Genomic DNA, 20,594 nt, shown 5'->3' with positions numbered 1-20,594 from the left:
TGTTCGCGGGTGAACCCGCTCCCACAGGGATGGCGTCCATTTTTTGATGTGTTGTTGGAGCGGCCTGTGTCTACCAGCGCAAGTCTCGCTGCCCTGCCAGCGCCTGCGGCCCAAGCCACTGCATGCCGCGCAGCAAAGGCATCAGCGCCGCCTCCGGCTGCAACTCGACCATCACCTGCGCCCGGCGCGCTGGCAGGTCGGCATCCACGGCCAACTGATGCTGCCCTTGCTGCGCCAATTGCCCGCGCAGGTGCCAGCCGCTGCGGCAATCCATCTCCAGCCAGCCCTGCCCCAAGCCCAGCGACCAGGGCTGGCTCAGGGCAAGGTCGGTTACCGTCACGCGACCTTCGCTGACGCGGCATTGCCGCCCTGCCCCCTGTACCCGCAACGCGCCCTGCCACTGGCCGGCCAAGCGGTAATCCGTCGCCACCGACACTTGGGCGCCCATGGCCCTCGCCTCCAGCTGCCAGCGCCATGGCCAGCCTTCGGCGCGCAACTGCCAGGCCTGGCCCTGGAAGCCCAGTTGCGCATTCGCCTGCAAGCGCCAAGGCTGCACTGTCCAGTGCAAAGGCCCGACCGGGCCCAACTGTTGGGCCTGGCCTTGCCACAGGCTGCCACTGGCGTCACGCATTGGCAGGCCGAACGCACGCACCACCCAATTGGCCGGAAGCTCAACCAATACCGACACCACGAACACCAGCACAACCCACACCATACCCTTGCGGCTCATGGTTGCATCACCAGGTTGAAGCGCAGGCCCTTGCCATCCTGCTCCAGCCCCCATTGCAGTAGCTGTGCACCTTCTGCATGCAGGCTTTGCAACCAGCCTTGCAGCACTCGTTCGTCAGCCACCTGCCCACGCAGTTGCCAGGCCTTGCCCTGCGCATCGACCTCGGCCAGTTCGATCTGTCGCGCCTGGGCCGACTGGCGTAGCCGCTCCAGGTTCAACCCCGGGCCACCTTGCAAGCTGGCGGCCTGTTCGGCCAGCCCGCGCCACTGGTTGAGCTCGCGCCACTGCGCAAGGCCTGCGCGCAGGGCCAGGAAGGCCAGCAACAGGGCAATCAGCGCCCAGGCGAGCCTCAAACGATGACGCTGTAACCAGGCCCGGTTCATGAGGTTGCTCCCAAGTCGAACACCACCTGGCCGTCCTGCACCTGGACGGAGGCCCCAGCCGCTTTCGCCATGTCGTTCCATGGCGGCGCACCGCCCTCGCCCTCCAGCCGCAGGTGCCAGCGCTGGCCATCGAAGCGCACCGCTTGCAGGCGCCAGCTGGGGTGGTCACGCAGCCAGGCCTGCAACGCCGCCTCAAGGTCTTCTAGCTGGCGCGTGCGCAGTTGCTGTTGCAGTTCACTTTCGCGCAGGCGCTTGAGGGCCTGCGCGGCGTGCCGGGGGCCGGCCTGCTCACCGGTCAGGGCGATGACCTGGCTGCGCCAGATTTGCCCCTGGCCCCACTGCTTGCTCACCCACAGCCCGCCCCAGACGGCAGCCAGTACCAGGCAGGCCGCGAGCAACCGTTGCTGCGGCCGGGACACCACCGGCAGCGAGCGCACCTTGCGGGTACGCTCGAACAGGCCCGGCAATGTATCGAGCGGTGCCAGCGTACTGGGCCAGTCGCCGCTCAGCGCGACCTTTTGCAACTGCGCCCACGGTTGCCGTGGCACCTCGCCCAGTGCATCCGGCCAGGCCAGCCAGTGCTCCTGCCTGTCTTCGGCCAGCCCTTTGTACAAGTACATGCCGGGTGTGCGCTGCCATTGCCAGGCACGTCCCGCCTCGGGGGGCGGCAGCAGCTGTAGTTCTGCCCAGCAACGTGCCACCTGCAAGCCCCATTTGGCGCACTGCCCGCGCCAGTCCTCCAATTGCTGACGAGCCACTACCAGTAACCGAAGATGGCCGGGCTCGCGGGCCAGGCAGGCGCAAGTCACCTCGTCGACGGCCTGTAGCAAGCGGTCTTCGAGCAACAGCGGCCATTCTTCACGCTTGAGCCCGGGCGGTGCCGGCACGCGGAAACAGCTGCAGGCCTCGGCAGGCAGGATCAACGCCACACGGGCCTGCAGGTTCGCCGGGGGCTCGCCCTGCCCCTGGCGTTGCACAAGGCCGTCCTGGGCCAGCGCCCAGTGCCAGACAACGCCCGGTCGCAGCAACAGCCACGACTGGGCCGGGGTGCGCCGCCCCCATTCAAACTTCATGAGCGCCCCCATGGGAGGGCGAAGGTGCAGACATAGGGTGCTCCATCACGCTGCAGTTCCAGACGCACGCCACGGCCGGGGTGCGCAGGTTGGTCGGAAGGCCAGGCCAGCCAGCGGCCGCCCTGGTAATAAAGAACATTCATGGCACTGACCCGCTCGAGCCGGTCGCGCTGGACCCAGCGTGGGGCGGCGGCGGCGTAGAGGTCGGCCGAGCTTTCCAGCAGCAAGCGCTGCTCGCGGGCCTCGAAACGCAGGCGCTGGCGCTGCAGGCGCGAGCCGCCTTCGGCTTCCGGCATGCCGGTGATGGCGACCCAGAGCAACTGGTTACTTGCCGGCTGCCAGTCCAGCCAGCGGCTGGCCAGGGGTAGGCGCTGGTCGTACAGACGGCGCATTACCGGGCTGTCGAAGCGACGCTCGAGGGCCAGGCAGAAGTCCAGCACTGAAGTTTCCTGGTTGGTGGTCTGCAGGCGCTCGCGGACCTTGAGCCAGCCATTGACCAGGGCGGCGAGCATGATGCCGAGCATGGCGGTAAGCGCCAGAGCCACCATCAGCTCGATCAGGGTCAGCCCGGCCTGCCGGTGCTTCACAGGCTGGACACTGGGCTGACGGGTATACACCCTCCCCGTGGGAGCGGGTTCACCCGCGAACACCGGCGCAGCCGGTGCCATGCACCGAGTTGCCTGCTTCGCGGGTAAACCCGCTCCCACAGGAACCGCGCAAGCATCACGATCTCTGTAACTCACTGCTGATCCAGGGGCAGACACCTGCGCGGGGTGGAACTGGGCCCCTGTGGGAGCGGGTTCACCCGCGAACACCGGCACAGCCGGTGCCATGCACCGAGTTGCCTGCTTCGCGGGTAAACCCGCTCCCACAGGGGCAGCACAAACTTCATCATTTCTGTAACTCATGAGTGCTCTAGGATCAGGCAGGCCTGGCGCTGCTTCATGGGCAGGCACCTGCGCGAGGTGGAACTTGGCCTCTGTGGGAGCGGGCGCGCCCGCGAACACCGGCACAGCCGGTGCCATGGACCGAGTCGCCTGCTTCGCGGGCATGCCCGCTCCCACAGGGACCGCACAAGCTTCACGGTTTCTGTAACTCATGCCCGCTCCAGGAACAGGCCGGCCTGTCGCTGCTTCACAGGCTGGATACTGGGCTGACGGGTATACGCCCTCCCTGTGGGAGCGGGTTCACCCGCGAACACCGGCGCAGCCGGTGCCATGCACCGAGTTGCCTGCTTCGCGGGTAAACCCGCTCCCACAGGAACCGCGCAAGCTTCACGATCTCTGTAGCTCATGGCCGCTCCAGGAACACGGTGTACTGGCCAAGCGGCAGGCGCTGGTCGCGGTCGGCGAACAACAGCAGTTCGCCACGGCGCAGGTCGCGTACGCCGGTGCGGCGCAGTTGCAGTTGCCAGTGGCAGCGCTGGCCGCCCTGGCTCAGTTCACCGCCAACCTGGTTTGCAGCTGGCCAGTACTGCTCGACGGCAAAGCGGGTTTGCAGTTCTCGCGCGCATAGCAGGCCAAGGCGGTGTTGCTGCAGGTTGTCCTGCACCGCCAGGCGCTGGCGCAGGACCTGACTGGTAATCACCGCCAGCACAGCGGCGATCGCCAGGGCCACGGTCACCTCCAACAGGGTGAAGCCACGCTGATGCCGCTTCATGGGGCAACCACCACCTGCAAGCGGCCGTCGCGGCTCCAGGCCCATCGCTGGCTGCCATCGGCCCAGTGCCAGCGCACGCTGCCCGGTTGCGCCCAGCCATGCGGGGTGAACAACAGACGCGGCTGCGGGCTGGCCGGCCAGTCCGGGCGCAGGCCCTTGGGCCAGTCGCCAAGGGCGACTGCTTCGACCTCCCAGCCATTAGCCTCGCGCCGGACGAACTCCGGGCGCTGGCCATTCCAGCGCAGCCCGCGCAACTGCCCGGCATGCCGGGCCAGCGCAGCCTGCGCCCGGGTCTCGCTCGCCAGCCGTTGCAGCGCCTGGTCTGCACTGGCCTGGCTGTTGCCGAACCCGGCCACAGCCAAGCCGGTCATCAGCCCGGCGATGGCCAGCACCACCAGCAACTCGATCAGGCTGAAACCCCGCTGACGGCGCACCCGTTACAGCTCCCAGTTACCCAGGTCGGCATCCTGGCCTTCGCCGCCCGGCAGGCCGTCGGCGCCCAGCGAGTACACGTCGACCCGGCCATGTTCACCGGGCATGCGGTACTGATACGGGGTACCCCAAGGGTCTTCCGGCAGGCGGCGCACGTAGCCGTCGCTGCGCCAGGCCCGTGGCAGCGGCTCCTGGGCCGGCTTTTTCACCAGCGCGGCCAGGCCCTGCTCGCTACTGGGGAAGCGCAGGTTGTCCAGGCGGTACATGTCCAGCGCCTGCTCCAGGGTGGCCAGGTCGGCCATCACTTTCTGCTTCATGGCCTTGTCCTGGTTGCCCAGCACGCTGGGCGCGACCACGGCGATCAGCAGGCCGATGATGAAGATCACCACCATGATTTCCATGAGGGTGAAACCGCGCTGGCGGTTACGTCGATGCTGCATGGCAGTACTCCTTGTCGTCACAGTTGCAGGCCCTGGTTGAGTTGCATGATCGGCAACAGCACCGCCAGCACGATGAACAGCACCACGGCGCCCATCACCAGGATCATCAGGGGTTCGAACAGCGCCATGGCGGTATCGACCTGGCGGGCGAAGCCGCGCTCCTGGTCGTCGGCCACGCGCTCGAGCATGTCGGCCAAAGTGCCGCTGGCCTCGCCGCTGCCGACCATGTTCACCAGCAGCGGCGGGAACTGCTGGCTGGCATCCAGCGCGCGATGCAGGCTGGTGCCGCCCTGCACCTGCTGGCGCACCTGCTCCATGGCCAGGCGGATGCGCCGGTTGCCGACGGTTTCGGTGGCCACTTGCAGGGCTTCGAGCAGGGCCACGCCGCTGCCGCTGAGGATTGCCAGGCTGCGTGCCAGGCGCGCGCTTTCCAGCACCTGCAGCAGGCTGCCGATGTGGGGCAGGCGTAGCAGCAGCTGGTCGCGGCGCAGGCACCAGTGCGGCTTGCGCAACAACCAGCCGCCAAGCACAGCGAGCATCAGGGCCAGCCCCAACAGCCAGGGCCCGGCCTGCACCAACCCTTGGCTCAGGCCGATCAGCAGCGTAGTGATGAGCGGCAGGCTCTGCCCGGCATGGGCAAACTGTTCGGTCAGCTTGGGTACGACGAAGGTCATCAGGCCTACCACCACGGCAAGTGACACCCCCATCAACACGGTGGGGTAGATCAGCGCCGTACGTGCCTTGTGCTGCTGCCGTTGTACCTGCTCCAGGTGGTCGGCGAGGCGGGTCAGCACCTGGGCCAGGCGCCCGGACCGCTCGCCGGCCTCGACCAGCGCGCAGTACAGGCCGGTAAACGGTGCCCCCTGACGCGCCAGACTGCGGGCCAGGCCCAGGCCCTCGGCAAGCGAGCCGCGCAAGGCCACCAGCACACCGTGCAGGGCGGGCTGGCGCAGTTGCCGTTCCAGGGTAGCCAGGGCGTCGACCAGCGGGATGCCGGCACCGGTCAGGGTGGCCAGCTGGCGAGTCAGTTCGCACAACTGGGCGCGGCTCAGGCGCTGGCGCCGGGGTTGCCGGGTGCCGGCCTCGTGACGCTGCAAGCGGCGGGCGAACAGGCCCTGCTCACGCAACAGCTGACGGGCATGACGTTCACTGTCGGCCTGCAAGCTGGCCTTGTGGGTCTTGCCGACGAGGTCGACGGCCTGGTAGCGATAGGTCGGCATGGCTCAGCCCTGCACCACGCGCAGTACTTCGGCCAGGCTGGTCTCGCCACGGGCCAGGCAGTCGCTGGCCATCGCCACCAGGCTCTGCCGGCGCGCGGCCAGGTAGTCCTGCATGGCCAGTTCACTGGCGCCGTCGTACAACAGGCCGATCAGCCCGGCATCCAGCTCGATGAATTCATACAGGCCCAGGCGCCCGACATACCCGCTGCCCTGGCACTGCTCGCAGCCCACCGCGTGGTAGCTGCTGCCCAGCGCCGCCAGTTCGGGCCACAAGTCGCGTTCCGCCTGTTGCAGCGGGTGCGCCACGGCGCAACTGCAGAGGCGCCGCACCAGGCGCTGGGCCAGAACACCGCGCAGGCACGAGGCGATCAGGAACGGTTCGATGCCCATGTCGCGCAGGCGGGTCACCGCGCCCACCGCACTGTTGGTGTGCAGCGTGGACAACACCAGGTGGCCGGTGAGGCTGGCCTGCACGGCGATCTGCGCGGTCTCCTGGTCACGGATTTCGCCGAGCATGATCACGTCCGGGTCCTGGCGCAGGATGGCGCGCAGGCCGCTGGCAAAGGTCAGCCCGGCACGCGGGTTGATGGCGGTCTGGCCGATGCCGGCAATCGCGTATTCCACCGGGTCCTCGACAGTGAGGATATTGCGGCTGCCGTCGTTGAGGCTGTTGAGGCTGGCATACAGGGTAGTGGTCTTGCCCGAACCGGTCGGCCCCGTTGACAGCACGATGCCGTTGGGCCGCGCCAGGCAACTGCGCAGGCCCTGCAACACCGCCGCCGGCATGCCCAGGTTGCCCAGCGCCAGCAGGCTGGCCTGCTTGTCGAGCACGCGCATCACCACCCTTTCGCCGTGGATGCCGGGCAGCGTCGAGACCCGTACATCCACTTCGCGCCCCGCCGCGCGCAGGGTGATGCGGCCATCCTGGGGCTGGCGCTTTTCAGCGATGTCCAGACGGGCCATGACCTTGATCCGCGACACCAGCATGGCCGACAGCGCACGCGGTGGGCGCAACACTTCGCGCAGGTGGCCATCGACCCGCAGGCGCACTACCAGGCTCTGCTCGAAGGTTTCTATATGAATGTCCGAAGCGCGCAGGCGCAGGGCCTGGCCGAACAGGCCGTTGATCAGGCGGATCACCGGTGCTTCGTCGTCGCTCTCCAGCAGGTCCTCGATACGCGGCATTTCGCTCATCAGGCTGTCCAGGTCGACCTGGTCGCCGATGCCTTCGATCAGCGCCTCGGTGGCAGCGTCACCGGCCTGATACAGCTGGCCGAGGCGTTCGTCGAACAGCGCAGGCTCCAGGTATTCGACCAAGCTGGGCTGGCCGTGCACACGCAGCAGCTCCTGCAATTGGGCGCTGTCGGCGTCGTGCCGCAGCCATAGCTGCCAGCCCTGCTGCGCAGGGCCCATGGCCACCCCGCTCTGCCGCGCCTGGCGATAAGGCAGCATCACCAGTCACCACCTTCCAGCCGTGCGCGGCTGGAGGGGAACACCTGCAGTAGCGGCGTAGCGTTCTGCGCATCAGCCAGGTCGGGCAACTGCAGCGGCGTGGTCTGTTGCAAGGTGCGGTACTTGTCTTCGCTGAGCCCGGCCAGGCTCGGCCCGTCACGCAGGATGCGCGGGCGGATGAACACCATCAGGTTCTGTTTGGTGTTCTTGGTCGCGTCGGAGCGGAACAGCCGCCCCAGGTAAGGGATATCGCCAAGCAGCGGCACGCGCTGGTCGCTGGTGCTCAGTTCGTCGCTGATCAGGCCACCGAGGATCACCAGGCCATTGTCCTCGACCATGACCTTGGTCTTGATCTCGCGCTTGTTGGTGATCACGTCGCTGGCCGCCGTAGTGTCTGCGATCGACGACACTTCCTGGACGATGTCCAGGCGCACGCTGTTGTCGATGTTGATCTGCGGCTTGATGCGCAGCTTCACCCCGACTTCCTTGCGCTCGATGGTCTGGTACGGGTTGGCGTTGTTCTGCGTCACCGACCCGGTGACGAAGGGTACTTCCTGGCCGACCAGGATCGACGCCTCGGCGTTGTCCAGGGTCAGCAGGGTGGGCGTGGACAGCAGGTTGAAGCCGCTCTTGCCCTTAAGCGCGTTGACCAGCATGGCGAAGTTGAAGCCGCCACCGAAATGGCCGATACCCGCCATGGCGCCGGTGGTGCTGGACAACAGGTCACCAAGGGCCTCGTTGTCGCCGCTGGCGGCGGCCCCGGCGATGCTGGCGATGTTCACTCCGTTGCTGCCGAAATTGACGATGCCGGCACCGAACTTTTCGTCGGCGAACAGCCACTGTACGCCCAGCTCCTGGGCGCTGCTGTCGGACACCTCGGCGATGATCGCTTCCACCACTACCTGGGCACGACGGATGTCCAGTTGCTCGACGATGGCGCGGTAGGCGGCCAGCTCGCTGTCGGGGCCGACCATGACCACGGCGTTGGTGCCTTCTTCGTATTCCAGGCGGATGCCCGAGCCCCCGGCGGCAGGCACGGCGGGCCTGTCCTTGCCTTCTGCTTCGCCCGCACCTTCAGAGGGCGCCATGCCTTCCTGGCTGAGCCCGCGCAACACCTTGACCACTTCGCCAGCATTGGCATGGCGCAGGTAGATGACCTGGGTACTGCCGCTGCCTGGTGCGTCCTGGGGGCGGTCGAGCTGGCGCAGCAGGCTGGCGATACGCTCCAGGTTGCTGCGCCAGTCGGTAACGACCAACTGGTGCGCCGCCGGGTAAGGTGTGATCACTCCGACCCGTGGGTCGATCAGGGGCTTGAGAATGCCCAGCACCTGCTCGCTGGCGGCGTTGCGCACATTGAATACCCGAGTAGCCACGCTGTCGCTGCCTTCCCCCTGCTGCCCTCCCGCCTCCACCGGCACTGGCTCCAGGCGAGCGGCCTGGTCGGGAACGATCTTCACGCTGCCGTTGGGCAGGTCGACCGTGGCATAGCCCTGGGCGCGCAGCTGGGCCAGGAAAATGTCGTAGATGGCATCGGCGTCATGCAGGTCGACGGTGCGCACGGTGACCTTGCCCTTGACCCGGGGGTCGACGATGAAGGTGGTGCCGGTGATGCGCGACACACTGTCGATGAACTCGCCCAGCTCGGTGTCGACGAAGTTCACCTCGTACATCGGCGTGCCGTTGTCGTCGAACACCGGCTCTTCGGCATAGGCCATGGACAGCGCCAGGCTCAGCGCGGCCGCTACGCAATATCTGACAGGCATCGTTCATCCTTGCCGCTTGAAGCCGGTCACGGCGGAGCGTGGCGGCCAGGGCAGACGTTCACGCCGCCCCTGGTTGTTGAAAATCAGGCCATCGCTGTCGATGTCCTGCAGCACGATCCCTGGCGCCAGGCGCTGGCCGCGGGCCAAAGTGCGCACCTGCTCGCCATAGCGCAGCACTACCACGCTGGAGGCCAGTGGCTGGGCCTTGAGGCCGCCGAGGTATTGCAACGGCAGGCGGGTGATGGCGATGGCACCGTCGTCGTCGGGTGCCTGCCAATGGCCGACCATCAAGCCAGGCAACGGCTTGTCGGCCACTGCAGGCGCAGTGGCCGGTTGCGGCTGGCGGCCCAGTTGCAGCACACACTGGGCCGCCAGCCAGCCGGCCAAGGTCAGGCCAGCGCCAGTCAGCAGGCGCGAGGCGAGCATCACGAGGCCAGCTGCCTTGGGTGCCAGCCCGGGTGGCCCTGCACGTAGCGCACTTCGGGCAGCTGCAGGGGCGCCAGTTGCCAGTCGCTCGACTGGCGGGCGAGCCAGGCTTCGACCCGTTGCCACAGCGGCTCGCCGGCCTGGGTCTCGAACTGCAGACCAAAGGTGCGGCACAGGCCCTGCACCGGCTCCAGGCCACTGATACGCTTGCCTTGCGGGCTATAGCTGACACGCCAGGCCTGGCCCTGCCAGCGCGGCAGGTCCTGGCTGTTGTCCAGCAACAGCGGGTCGCCGAACAGTTGCTCAGCGGCGTTTTCCAATACTTGTTCGACCTGCCGGGCCGGCGCTTCGACCACCGGTGCCGGGTAGCCGCCGGTAAGGCTGATCAGGTGTTCGCGGGTAATGGCCGCCCCGGCGGGCAGCGGGTAGTCGTAACGCAGGCCCGGCAGCAGCACCGGCATGCTGCTGTCGTCGGCCAGGGCTTGATGCAGCAGGCGGTCCCAGCTGCCGCCTCGGGTATCGCGGCGCCACAGCGCCTGTGGCGCGCGGGCCAGCGGTTGATCGAGCCAGGCCGCGTGGCCAGCGCGCTGCTGGCGCAATTCTGCCTGCAATGCCCCGACACGCTGCTGCGCGGCGGGTGCCAGCTGTTGCTCAAAGGCTGGGAAGAAACGCCCGTCGAACTGCCACAGCCCGGCCACGCGCTGGCAGCGCAGGCGGAAGGCGCCGCTGCCCCGGCACCCGGCGAACAGCACCGGCACGCGGCGGCCGCTGGCCTGGCTCACCTCGACCGGCGCCGGCCACAGGTCCTGGCCGCGGGCGCACAGCAGCACGTCGATCTGCGGTAGCCGCTCGGCCAGCCACAGGCCCGGCCCGGTACCGACATCGGCCATGGCCACCACCAGGTCGGCCTCGCGCCGGGCCTGTTCGAACACCGGTTGCAATGACTGGTACCACTGTTTAAGGGAGGCTTTCTGGTCCTGGGCATAGGGGTCGGTCACGCCGACCACGGCAATACGTGCACCGCCGCGTTCGAAGATGTGCAATGCCTCCAGGCCCAATGCGCGACGTTGCGTGTCTGCCAGCCCGGCGCCCAGGGTAACGGTGCCAGCCTGGCGATACAGTGCCGGGCTGCGCTGTGGCCACAACACGCGCTCGTCGCTGCTGACCCGCGCTTCACTGCCCAGCAGCTGGCTGCCTCGCAGGCCGCTTTCGCCCTGGGTCAGGTAGGCCAGGCCACTGCCATTCCAGCCCTGGCCGTTCTCCAGGGTCAGGCTGTTGCCCGCCCCAGCCTCGCCGCGCAGCTGTTCGAGCAACGCTGCCAGCACCGCATAGCCGCCCAGCTGGGCAGATGCAGCCTGGCTGGCATCCAGCAGTGGCGCCAGCTGTGGGTAGGTGATACTGGCACTGCTGCCGGTCATCCATGGGGCGCGGCCCAGGTGGCTGACCGGCCCCAGGCGGGTGGCCGGCACCACCGCCTGGCCAGGCTGGCGCGCATCGAGGGTATCGGCCACATAAAGCAGGTCGAGGCTGGCGTTGCCGCCCTGCTGCCCGGGGAATGCGGAGCAGGCGCCGAGTAACGGTGCCAAGGCACCGATACCCATCCAGCTGATCACTTCGCGCCTGTGCACACTGCTTGCCATCGAACCCGCCATCCTTATCCACGTTCATTCAGGGCACCGGATGTTGCGGCGTTGGCATTACAGTTTGATGGCAGAAATCCGACAGCCATTCCAAAGTGATCTGTAGAACACAGCGCTAAGAGCGAGTCGTTTTAAAACCGCCTTAACATTTCTGCCAATGAATCATCATATTTGCGAACTAAAGTCGCGGTTTCCTCTAACTCAGCCAACATAAGGACACCCTGATGAGTCGAGATACCGGCGACAACCTGGACCGGAACCAAAGCGGCAACCTGCCGATGGCCAACGTCATGGACGCCTACCTGAGCCGCCGCAGCGTGATGCGCGGCAGCCTGGGCGCCGCCATCGCCATGATTGCCGGTACCGGCCTGACAGGCTGCTTCGACGGTGGTGGTTCCGATCACGATGATCCGGAGCCACCCGTGACTGAGCCGGAAGAGCCGAAACTGGCACTGGGCTTCCAGTCCATACCGGGCTCGCGCACCGACGCCTGCGTGGTCGCCGCCGGCTACAGCGCCTATGTGCTGGCGCCTTGGGGCACGCCGCTCAACAGCAACGGCAACCCGTGGAAATCCGACGGCAGCAACACCTCGACCGACCAGGCCAACGCCATGGGCATGCACCATGACGGCATGCACTTCTTCCCCATCAACGGCAGCTCTGAAGACGGCCTGCTGGCGATCAACTTCGAGTACATCGACACCGCCGCCCTGCACCCGGCCGGCCCGACCACCGATGTCAACGGCAAGCGCCCGGTCGAGGAAGTGCGCAAGGAAATCAACGCCCACGGCGCCGGTGTTGTCCGCCTGCAGAAAATCAACGGTCGCTGGCAGGTGGTCGACAACGACCCGCTCAACCGCCGCTTCACTACCGCCTCGCGCATGGAAATAACCGGCCCGCTGCGGGGTACCGACCATGTCAAGACCAAGTACTCCACCGCCGGCACCCACTGCCGCGGCACCAACAACAACTGCGGCAACGGCTACACCCCGTGGGGCACCTACCTGACCTGCGAAGAGAACTGGCCAGGCATCTTCGTCAACAAGGGCACCCGCCCCGAAGACCAGCGCCGCATTGGCGTGGGCACCTCCAGCGGCCAGTACAAATGGGAAACCGCAGCCGGTGACAGCAGCGAAGTGGCCGACGAATTCGCCCGTTTCGACGTCACCGTCAAAGGCGCCAGCGCCACCGACGACTACCGCAACGAAGCCAGCACCTACGGCTACATCGTCGAAATCGACCCGTACACCAGCAACACCTTGGCCACCAAGCGCACCGCGCTGGGCCGCTTCCGCCACGAAGGCTGCGCCCCAGGCCTGCCCGTGGCCGGCAAGCCGCTGGTGTGGTACATGGGTGACGACTCGAACAACGAGTACCTGTACAAGTGGGTGTCCACCGCCGTGTGGGACGCCGCCGATGCCACCCCCGCCGACCGCCTGGCCACCGGCGCCAAGTACCTCGACCACGGCAAGCTGTATGTAGCCCGCTTCAATGCCGACGGCACTGGCGTATGGTTGCTGCTGGACGTGGCCACCGCCACCACTGGCGGCAGCACCCTGGGCGCACTGTATGGCGACCTGCCGGGCATCATCCTCAACACCCGTGGTGCTGCCGATGCCGTGGGTGCAACGCCGATGGACCGCCCCGAATGGACCACGGTCAACCCGCTCAACGGCGACGTGTACCTGACCCTGACCAACAACAGCGCGCGCACCCCGGAAAAGGTTGATGCAGCCAACCCGCGCGGCCCGAACCGTCACGGCCACATCATCCGCTGGCATGACAGCGACGACCAGCTGAGCTTCACCTGGGACATCTTCGTGTTCGGCGCCAACGCTGCTGGCACCGCCGACATCAACCGCTCCGGCCTGACCGAACTGAACCAGTTCGCCAGCCCGGACGGCATGAGCTTCGATAGCCGTGGCGTGCTGTGGTTCGAGACCGACAACGGCGAGAGCACCTTGACCGACTACACCAACGACCAGCTGCTGGCAGTGATCCCCACCAACCTGGTGGATGCCAGTGGCAAGCAGGTGCCGGTGAATGCACAGAACCAGGTGGACCTGCGCCGCTTCTTCGTCGGGCCGAATGGCTGCGAGGTGACCGGGATAACCTTTACCCCGGACAACAAGACCTTGTTCGTCAACATCCAGCACCCGGAGAACTGGCCGTATACCGACAAGGCTACCGATGCCACACCGGCAGGTACCACGGTAAGGCCGCGGGCTGCGACGGTGGTGATCCAGCGTATCGATGGCGGGGAGATCGGCACCGCCTGACAGGGCGCCGGTCAGTCAGCCTTGTGCTGGCTGTACCGGCCTCTTCGCGGGTAAACCCGCTCCCACAGGTACTGCACAGTGTTCAAAACTGTGCGGTCCCTGTGGGAGCGGGTTTACCCGCGAAGAGGCCGGTGAATATTACCGAACCATCGGCTCCCGGCTACGCACCCGCACTTGCTGCGCCGGCACCCGGGCATGCCATTGCACCACCCCCAGCGCCTCCACCTGGAACTCGCTGCGTATCACCCGCCCCTCCTCCGCGAACGACAGCTGCAACAGAAAATACCCGCTGTTCAGTAGCAGCCCTTCGCTCAGCCGTTCGAACGTTTCGTCATCCACCGCCCCCAGCGCCTGGCGTAGCGCAGCTGCATCCACGTAACCTGACGCCGGCCGGCCGCTGATGATGCGGCTGAGCAACGAGCGCGGATAGCGCCCCTCATACAGCGCTTCCAGCAACGGCAGATGCTCCAGCCCCAGGGCATTGGCATTCAGCCGCCAGCCGGTGGTCTGCGGCAAGGCGCACAGCATCGGGTAACGGCCCTGGCGACTGGCGTCCGGCTCCAGTAGCAGGTTCAACTCGCTGGTATCGAGCATCGGCTGGTTGGCCGCCAGGCGCGGTGGTTGCTGGCGCAGGTATTGGGCGCTCTCGGCGCCCTGCAGGCGGGTATCGCTGTCGGCATCCAGCCAGTCGGCCAGGGCGTCGACCAGGCGCTGCGCCGCCATGTCGTCGCCCAGCAGGTACCGCAACTGGCGCGCAGCACGCTCGCCGTCCGCGCCGAGCAACGCATTGACGTTGAAACAGGTGTGCTGGTCGCGGACCCGCAACTGCGCCTGGCCGGCGCCAAAATCGTAGTTCAAAGGCTGCCCACGCAAGGCCTGCCAGAACAGCGGGCTAAGCCGCCAGCTAGGGTCGCGCAGGGCCTGCTCGGCATAGGCCAGGCCGGCCTGCTCCATGGCTCGCGCCTGCACCCGCTGATGCAACAGGCGCACATCATCGACCTGGCGCCTGCCATCTTCCACCAGCCAGGCCATGCCTGCCGCCAGCATCGCCAGCACCACCATCACCATCAACAGGGCCGCACCCTGCTGTTGCCTGCCACCCATCCTTGCCTGCCTCTGTCGCCGAATGAAGACGCCAGTCAACACGCCAGGTGTTGCAGGTAGATGGCAATGAACGTTCGTCATGTGTACGTCATCTGCGCGAGGCAGGATTGTCTTTCCTTTTCATGGCCTTACAGGAGTAGTCGCAATGGGTGGCATTGGAATCTGGCAACTGGTGATCGTACTGCTGATCGTATTCCTGCTGTTTGGTACCAAGCGCCTGAAGGGCCTGGGCAGCGATGTGGGCGAGGCAATCCAGGGTTTTCGCAAGTCCATGGGCGGTGAAACTGGCACCATTCCCCCAGCGCATACGCAGGTGCAGCCACAGTGCCCGTTGACCGGTCAGGGCACGCAGCAACCGCAAGCGGACCGTCAACCCTGATGTTCGAGGTAGGTTTCAGCGAGTTGCTGCTGGTCGGCATCGTCGCGCTTATGGTGCTGGGCCCGGAGCGCTTGCCGGTGGCGGCACGCACCCTCGGGCGCGGCCTGGGCCAGGCCCGCAAGGCCATGCACGCCCTGCGTACGCAGGTGGAACGGGAGATCGACCTGCGCGCTGTCGAACTGCCCAACCTCGACAGTGCACCTTTGCAGCGCCTGGAACAGGAGATCCGCCAAGGCATCAGCCTGAAAGCGGAGCCGGCCAACGATGCGGCCACGGTCGCCTCCACCAAGGAAAACGCTTCATGAGCATTGCCATGGACCCGGCGGCGAGCATGCCGCTGACCGAACACCTGCGCGACCTGCGCAAACGCCTGGTGCGTTGCCTGGCCCTGTTGGCGCTGGTGTTCGCCGGGCTGTTCCCCTTCGCCCAGACGCTGTACACGCAGATTTCCGAACCGTTGCGGCGCTTTTTGCCGGAAGGCGCCAGCATGATCGCTACCAGCGTCACTTCGCCGTTCCTGACGCCGTTCAAGCTGACCGCGATGTGCGCAGTGTTCGTCGCCATGCCGCTGCTGCTGCACCAGGCCTGGGGCTTTCTGGCGCCGGGGCTGTACCGCCGTGAACGGCGCATTGCCCTGCCATTGCTGATATCGAGCATCCTGCTGTTCTATGCCGGCATGGCCTTCGCGTTCTTCCTGGTGTTCCCGACGATGTTCGGCTTCTTTGCCAGCGTGACACCGGAGGGCGTGGCAATGATGACCGATATCAGCCAGTACCTGGACTTTATCCTCGCGCTGTTTCTGGCGTTCGGGCTGGCGTTCGAGATCCCGGTGGCGACGTTTATCGTGGTCTGGGTGGGGTTGGCCGATGTGGCTATGTTGCGGCGCAGCAGGCCTTACGTGATCGTCGGCTGCTTTGTGGTGGGGATGATCCTGACGCCGCCGGATGTGTTTTCGCAGACGATGCTGGCGGTGCCGATGTGGGTGCTGTTCGAGGTGGGGTTGCTGGCTTGTGGATGGTTGAAGCGGCCCGGGCAGGGCAAAGAGATTGTGGCTGGATTGTAGGGCCTCTTCGCGGGTGAACCCGCTCCCACAGGGATCGCACAATATCCGAGAGTTGTGCGATCCCTGTGGGAGCGGGTTCACCCGCGAACAGCCTTGATGCGGTCTAGAACTCGGCGAGCCGCCAGACTTCGTAGGCAGGCGTCTCGTACGGGTGGCTCTGCTTGAGTGCAGCGACGACCTGGGCAATCAGGTCGTCAGCCACCACCAGCTCCACCTTCCACTCTTCCACCACCTCGACCTGGCCGGTTTGCCCGAGGAACGGCTGGCTGCCGTCCAGCGGGCGGAACTGGCCCTGGCCCAAGGCCTGCCAGGCGCAGTGGTCATAGTCACCGATGCGCCCGCCACCCGCGGCGAACACAGCGGCCTTGACCACTTCGACGTGGCTGGCGGGGACGAAGAAGGCGAGCTTGTACACGCCTTAGTTCACCCACACCCGTGCGTTACGGAACATACGCATCAGCGCGGCATCTTCCTGCCACTCATCCGGGCGCCAGGAGTTCTGCACGGCACGGAACACACGCTCCGGGTGCGGCATCATGATGGTCACGCGGCCGTCGCGGCTGGTGAGGCCGGTGATACCACGCGGCGAGCCGTTCGGGTTGGCCGGGTAGGCTTCGGTGACCTTGCCATGGTTGTCGACGTAGCGCAGGGCCACGCAACCGGACAGGTCGGCTGCCAGCAGTGCTTCTTCGCTGGCGAACTCGGCATGGCCTTCACCGTGGGCGATGGCGATCGGCATGCGCGAACCGGCCATGCCCTGCAGGAAGATCGAGTTGGACTTCTGCACTTCGACCATGGCCACACGCGCCTCGAACTGCTCCGAGCGGTTGCGCACGAAGTGCGGCCAGTGCTCGGTACCCGGAATCAGCTCATGCAGGTTGGACATCATCTGGCAACCGTTGCACACGCCCAGGGCGAAGCTGTCGGTACGCTCGAAGAAGGCCTGGAAGGCATCGCGGGCGCGGCTGTTGAACAGCGCCGATTTGGCCCAGCCTTCACCGGCACCCAGCACGTCGCCGTAGGAGAAGCCACCGCAGGCGACCAGGCCCTTGAAAGCCTCGAAGTCGACACGGCCAGCGAGGATGTCGCTCATGTGCACATCGATGGCAGCGAAGCCGGCACGGTCGAAGGCAGCAGCCATTTCGACCTGGCCGTTGACGCCCTGCTCGCGCAGGATGGCCACTTGCGGGCGAACGCCCTTCTTGATGTACGGCGCGGCGATGTCATCGTTGACGTCGAAGCCCAGCTTGACCGACAGGCCCGGGTTGTCTTCCTCGAGCAGCAGGTCGAATTCCTGGTCGGCGCAGTCGGCGTTGTCGCGCAGGCGCTGGATCTGGTAGCTGGTCTCGGCCCACTGGCGCTGCAGCATGCGGCGGTCGTCGTCGAACAGCACTTCGCCGTTCAGGCTGATGGACACTTCACCGTTGTTGACCGGCTTGCCGATCACCGCGACGCACTCGCCCAGGCCTGCGGCGCTGAACTGTGCCAGCACGTCCGGGGTGGCATCCTGGCGAACCTGGATGACCGCGCCCAGCTCTTCGTTGAAGAGGATAGCGGCCACCTCGGCCTTGCTGTCGGTCAGCGGGTCGAGTTGCAGGTCGAGGCCGCAGTGGCCGGCGAAGGCCATTTCCAGCACGGTGGTGACCAGGCCGCCGTCGGAGCGGTCGTGGTAGGCCAGCAGGTGGCCATCTTCGTTCAGGCCCTGAATCACGGCGAAGAACGCCTTCAGGTCTTCGGCGTCGTCGACGTCCGGTGCCTGGGCAGCGATCTTGCCGTAAGTCTGGGCCAGGATCGAGGCGCCCATGCGGTTCTTGCCGCGGCCCAGGTCGATCAGGATCAGGTCGGTTTCGCCCTTGTCCATGCGCAGTTGCGGAGTCAGGGTCTTGCGAATGTCGGTGACCGGGGCGAAGCCGGTGATGATCAGCGACATCGGCGAGGTGACGCTCTTCTCGACGCCCTCGTCGCTCCACTTGGTCTTCATCGACATCGAGTCTTTGCCGACCGGAATGGTAATGCCCAGCTCCGGGCACAGCTCCATGCCGACAGCCTTGACGGTGTCGTACAGGCGGGCGTCTTCACCTGGGTGGCCGGCGGCAGACATCCAGTTGGCCGACAATTTGATGTCGGACAGTTTCTCGATGCGCGAGGCGGCCAGGTTGGTCAGTGTCTCGCCAATTGCCATGCGGCCGGACGCCGGGGCATCCAGCAATGCCAGCGGAGTACGCTCGCCCATGGCCATGGCTTCGCCGGTGTAGACGTCGAAGCTGGTGGCGGTGACGGCGCAGTCGGCCACCGGTACCTGCCACGGGCCGACCATCTGGTCACGAGCTACCAGGCCGGTGATGGTGCGGTCACCGATGGTGATCAGGAAGCTCTTGCTGGCCACGGCCGGGTGGCTGAGAACGCGCTGAACGGCATTGTCCAGGTCCAGCTTGCTCGGGTCGAAGTCATCGCCCAGCTCGGCTTCGCGGGTAACCGAACGGTGCATGCGTGGCGGCTTGCCCAGCAGTACGTCGAGCGGCATGTCTACCGGCGTGTTGCCGAAGTGGCTGTCGCTTACGGTCAGGTGTTGCTCTTCAGTCGCTTCACCCACTACGGCGAACGGGCAACGCTCACGCTCGCAGATTGCCTTGAAGCGCTCGAAGTCGACGGCGCTGACGGCCAGCACGTAACGCTCCTGCGATTCGTTGCTCCAGATTTCGTGCGGGGCCATGCCCGGCTCGTCGTTGGGCACGTTACGCAGCTCAAAGCGGCCACCACGGCCACCATCGTTGACCAGTTCCGGGAAGGCGTTGGAGATACCGCCGGCACCAACGTCGTGGATGAAGGCGATAGGGTTGGCATCGCCCAACTGCCAGCAGCGGTCGATGACCTCCTGGCAACGGCGCTCCATTTCCGGGTTTTCGCGCTGAACGGAGGCAAAGTCCAGGTCGGCCGAGCTGGCACCGGTAGCCACCGACGAGGCGGCGCCGCCGCCCAGGCCGATCAGCATGGCCGGGCCACCAAGCACGATCAGCTTGGCGCCGACAGTGATCTCGCCCTTCTGCACATGGTCTTCACGGATGTTGCCCATGCCACCGGCCAGCATGATCGGCTTGTGGTAGCCGCGCACTTCTTCACCGTGCGGGGTGTTGATGGCTTGCTCGAAGGTGCGGAAGTAACCGGTCAGGGCCGGGCGACCGAATTCGTTGTTGAACGCAGCGCCACCCAGAGGGCCTTCGATCATGATGTCGAGGGCGTCGACGATGCGCTCGGGCTTGCCGTAGGCCTGCTCCCACGGCTGTTCGAAGCCCGGGATGCGCAGGTTGGACACGGTGAAGCCGGTCAGGCCAGCCTTGGGCTTGGCGCCACGGCCGGTCGCGCCTTCGTCGCGGATTTCGCCGCCGGAGCCAGTGGAGGCGCCGGAGAACGGGGCGATGGCGGTCGGGTGGTTGTGCGTTTCCACCTTCATCAGGATGTGCACCGGCTCCTGCACCGCGCCGTACTGGCGGGTTTCAGGGTTCGGGAAGAAACGGCCGGCAACGTTGCCGACGATCACCGAGGCGTTGTCCTTGTACGCAGACAGCACACCTTCGTTGTGCATCTGATAGGTGTTCTTGATCATGCCGAACAGGCTCTTTTCCTGAGCCTGGCCGTCGATATCCCAACTGGCGTTGAAGATCTTGTGGCGGCAGTGCTCGGAGTTGGCCTGGGCGAACATCATCAGTTCGATGTCGTTCGGGTTGCGCTTGAGGCCCTGGAAGGCGTTGACCAGGTAGTCGATCTCGTCTTCGGCCAGGGCCAGGCCGAGGTCGATGTTGGCCTTGGCCAGGGCGTCACGGCCACCGGCGAGGATGTCCACCGAGGTCATCGGCTTGGGCTGGGCATGGCTGAACAGGTCAGCGGCCTGCTCCAGCTGGCCGAGCACGCGCTGGGTCATGCGGTCGTGCAGCTCGGCGGCGATCAGTTCGGCGTCGGCTTCGCTCAGGCTGCCGGCAACGTAGTAGGCGATACCACGCTCCAGGCGCTGGATCGACTGCAAGCCGCAGTTGTGGGCGATGTCGCTGGCCTTGCTGGCCCAAGGCGAAATGGTGCCCAGGCGCGGCACGACCAGGAACAGGCGGCCGCTCGGCTCCTGTACCGGCACGCTCGGGCCGTACTTGAGCAGACGGCCCAGCACCTGCTGCTGGTCGGCGGTCAGCTCGCCGTCGACATCGGCGAAGTGGGCAAATTCGGCATACAAACCAGTAACAGCGGGGACTTTCTGGCTCAGTTGCTCGAGTAATTTACCGTGGCGAAAGGCAGAAAGGGCAGGAGCGCCGCGCAGGATCAACATCGTCGGGACAGCCTCAGGAAGGGGTGTGCTTAGAGGCCGTGCATTCTAGCCTAATTCGAAGGGTTTCGGCACCCGCTCTACGCCATGCCTGCCGGGCGGCGGAACCGGACTTTCGGGTCAAAAAAATTGCCTTGTGTTGCCCGTTCCGGCCCTATCGCCGGCAAGCCGGCTCCCACAGGTACAACACCGCCCTCAAGGCCTGTGGTATACCTGTGGGAGCCGGCTTGCCGGCGATA

Annotated in this window: 19 protein-coding genes; 4 read left to right on the top strand and 15 right to left on the bottom strand. The window is 66.2% G+C overall.

The features are described 5' to 3' along the window. Positions 1 to 70: 70 nt before the first annotated feature. The 12 genes from J5M58_RS17945 to J5M58_RS17890 all read right to left on the bottom strand — a co-directional run bounded on the left by J5M58_RS17945 (position 71) and on the right by J5M58_RS17890 (position 11,218). Positions 71 to 730: a general secretion pathway protein GspN gene (locus tag J5M58_RS17945; RefSeq protein WP_207878948.1), complete on the bottom strand. Its 660-nt coding sequence runs from the start codon at positions 728 to 730 to the stop codon at positions 71 to 73. Next, on the bottom strand, positions 727 to 1,113 hold the full coding sequence (gene gspM, locus J5M58_RS17940; RefSeq protein ID WP_207878947.1) for a type II secretion system protein GspM: 387 nt from the start codon (positions 1,111 to 1,113) through the stop codon (positions 727 to 729). The genes J5M58_RS17945 and gspM overlap by 4 nt, the downstream gene beginning before the upstream one ends. Continuing rightward, positions 1,110 to 2,186, bottom strand: a complete 1,077-nt coding sequence (gene gspL, locus J5M58_RS17935) for a type II secretion system protein GspL (protein ID WP_207878946.1) — start codon at positions 2,184 to 2,186, stop codon at positions 1,110 to 1,112. The genes gspM and gspL overlap by 4 nt, the downstream gene beginning before the upstream one ends. Next, positions 2,183 to 2,773, bottom strand: a complete 591-nt coding sequence (locus tag J5M58_RS17930) for a type II secretion system protein J (RefSeq protein WP_112250914.1) — start codon at positions 2,771 to 2,773, stop codon at positions 2,183 to 2,185. Before J5M58_RS17930 ends, gspL begins: the two co-directional genes overlap by 4 nt. A 703-nt stretch (positions 2,774 to 3,476) precedes the next feature. After that, positions 3,477 to 3,845, bottom strand: coding sequence for a type II secretion system protein GspI (locus tag J5M58_RS17925; RefSeq protein ID WP_025337901.1), 369 nt, complete (start codon positions 3,843 to 3,845; stop codon positions 3,477 to 3,479). Continuing rightward, positions 3,842 to 4,279 carry a type II secretion system minor pseudopilin GspH gene (gene gspH, locus J5M58_RS17920; protein WP_207878945.1) on the bottom strand — a complete coding sequence of 146 codons (438 nt, stop codon included), beginning with the start codon at positions 4,277 to 4,279 and terminating at the stop codon, positions 3,842 to 3,844. The genes J5M58_RS17925 and gspH overlap by 4 nt, the downstream gene beginning before the upstream one ends. A gap of 3 nt (positions 4,280 to 4,282) precedes the next feature. Beyond that, the gene (gspG, locus tag J5M58_RS17915; protein ID WP_013971171.1) at positions 4,283 to 4,717 is read right to left on the bottom strand and encodes a type II secretion system major pseudopilin GspG; all 435 of its coding nucleotides are present in this window, start codon (positions 4,715 to 4,717) and stop codon (positions 4,283 to 4,285) included. A gap of 17 nt (positions 4,718 to 4,734) precedes the next feature. Continuing rightward, a complete protein-coding gene (gene gspF, locus J5M58_RS17910; protein ID WP_207878944.1) occupies positions 4,735 to 5,937 on the bottom strand; it encodes a type II secretion system inner membrane protein GspF in 1,203 nt (400 codons plus the stop codon). Positions 5,938 to 5,940: 3 nt separating this feature from the next. Further along, a complete protein-coding gene (locus J5M58_RS17905) occupies positions 5,941 to 7,389 on the bottom strand; it encodes a GspE/PulE family protein (protein WP_207878961.1) in 1,449 nt (482 codons plus the stop codon). Further along, positions 7,389 to 9,152: a type II secretion system secretin GspD gene (gspD, locus tag J5M58_RS17900; protein WP_207878942.1), complete on the bottom strand. Its 1,764-nt coding sequence runs from the start codon at positions 9,150 to 9,152 to the stop codon at positions 7,389 to 7,391. The genes J5M58_RS17905 and gspD overlap by 1 nt, the downstream gene beginning before the upstream one ends. Positions 9,153 to 9,155: 3 nt before the next feature. Further along, positions 9,156 to 9,581, bottom strand: a complete 426-nt coding sequence (locus tag J5M58_RS17895; protein ID WP_207878940.1) for a pilus assembly protein PilZ — start codon at positions 9,579 to 9,581, stop codon at positions 9,156 to 9,158. After that, positions 9,578 to 11,218 (bottom strand): lipoprotein UxpA, encoded by a 1,641-nt coding sequence (locus tag J5M58_RS17890; protein ID WP_112250896.1) that lies wholly within the window; start codon positions 11,216 to 11,218, stop codon positions 9,578 to 9,580. The genes J5M58_RS17895 and J5M58_RS17890 overlap by 4 nt, the downstream gene beginning before the upstream one ends. 224 nt (positions 11,219 to 11,442) lie before the next feature. Here J5M58_RS17890 and J5M58_RS17885 point away from each other — a divergent pair, with 224 nt between their 5' ends. After that, complete coding sequence (locus tag J5M58_RS17885) at positions 11,443 to 13,497, top strand: PhoX family phosphatase (RefSeq protein ID WP_207878939.1); 2,055 nt, start codon at positions 11,443 to 11,445, stop codon at positions 13,495 to 13,497. Positions 13,498 to 13,635: 138 nt separating this feature from the next. Here the strand turns inward: J5M58_RS17885 and gspK are convergent, their stop codons facing one another. After that, on the bottom strand, positions 13,636 to 14,601 hold the full coding sequence (gspK, locus tag J5M58_RS17880; protein WP_112250894.1) for a type II secretion system minor pseudopilin GspK: 966 nt from the start codon (positions 14,599 to 14,601) through the stop codon (positions 13,636 to 13,638). A gap of 145 nt (positions 14,602 to 14,746) precedes the next feature. On the opposite strand from gspK, the gene tatA reads away from it, so the two are divergent. From tatA to tatC, 3 genes are read left to right on the top strand one after another with little or no spacing between them, the layout of a single operon-like run. Beyond that, positions 14,747 to 14,980 carry a twin-arginine translocase TatA/TatE family subunit gene (tatA, locus tag J5M58_RS17875; protein WP_207878938.1) on the top strand — a complete coding sequence of 78 codons (234 nt, stop codon included), beginning with the start codon at positions 14,747 to 14,749 and terminating at the stop codon, positions 14,978 to 14,980. After that, positions 14,980 to 15,285, top strand: coding sequence for a Sec-independent protein translocase protein TatB (gene tatB, locus J5M58_RS17870; protein WP_207878937.1), 306 nt, complete (start codon positions 14,980 to 14,982; stop codon positions 15,283 to 15,285). The genes tatA and tatB overlap by 1 nt, the downstream gene beginning before the upstream one ends. Then, positions 15,282 to 16,043 carry a twin-arginine translocase subunit TatC gene (gene tatC, locus J5M58_RS17865; RefSeq protein WP_207878935.1) on the top strand — a complete coding sequence of 254 codons (762 nt, stop codon included), beginning with the start codon at positions 15,282 to 15,284 and terminating at the stop codon, positions 16,041 to 16,043. Before tatB ends, tatC begins: the two co-directional genes overlap by 4 nt. Positions 16,044 to 16,146: 103 nt before the next feature. Here tatC and J5M58_RS17860 read toward each other — a convergent pair whose 3' ends face one another. Both J5M58_RS17860 and purL read right to left on the bottom strand, forming a co-directional pair. Next, positions 16,147 to 16,458: an NGG1p interacting factor NIF3 gene (locus J5M58_RS17860; protein ID WP_112250889.1), complete on the bottom strand. Its 312-nt coding sequence runs from the start codon at positions 16,456 to 16,458 to the stop codon at positions 16,147 to 16,149. Positions 16,459 to 16,461: 3 nt separating this feature from the next. Next, entirely contained in the window at positions 16,462 to 20,358 is a 3,897-nt protein-coding gene (gene purL, locus J5M58_RS17855) for a phosphoribosylformylglycinamidine synthase (protein ID WP_133970341.1), read from the bottom strand. Positions 20,359 to 20,594 lie beyond the last annotated feature (236 nt).

Origin of the sequence: Pseudomonas sp. 32_A, assembly GCF_017490905.1 — a bacterium.
In the GTDB taxonomy this organism is placed as follows: domain Bacteria; phylum Pseudomonadota; class Gammaproteobacteria; order Pseudomonadales; family Pseudomonadaceae; genus Aquipseudomonas; species Aquipseudomonas inefficax.
Note: the sequence above shows the minus strand (reverse complement) of the source record. Positions and strands in the feature narration are given on the sequence as shown.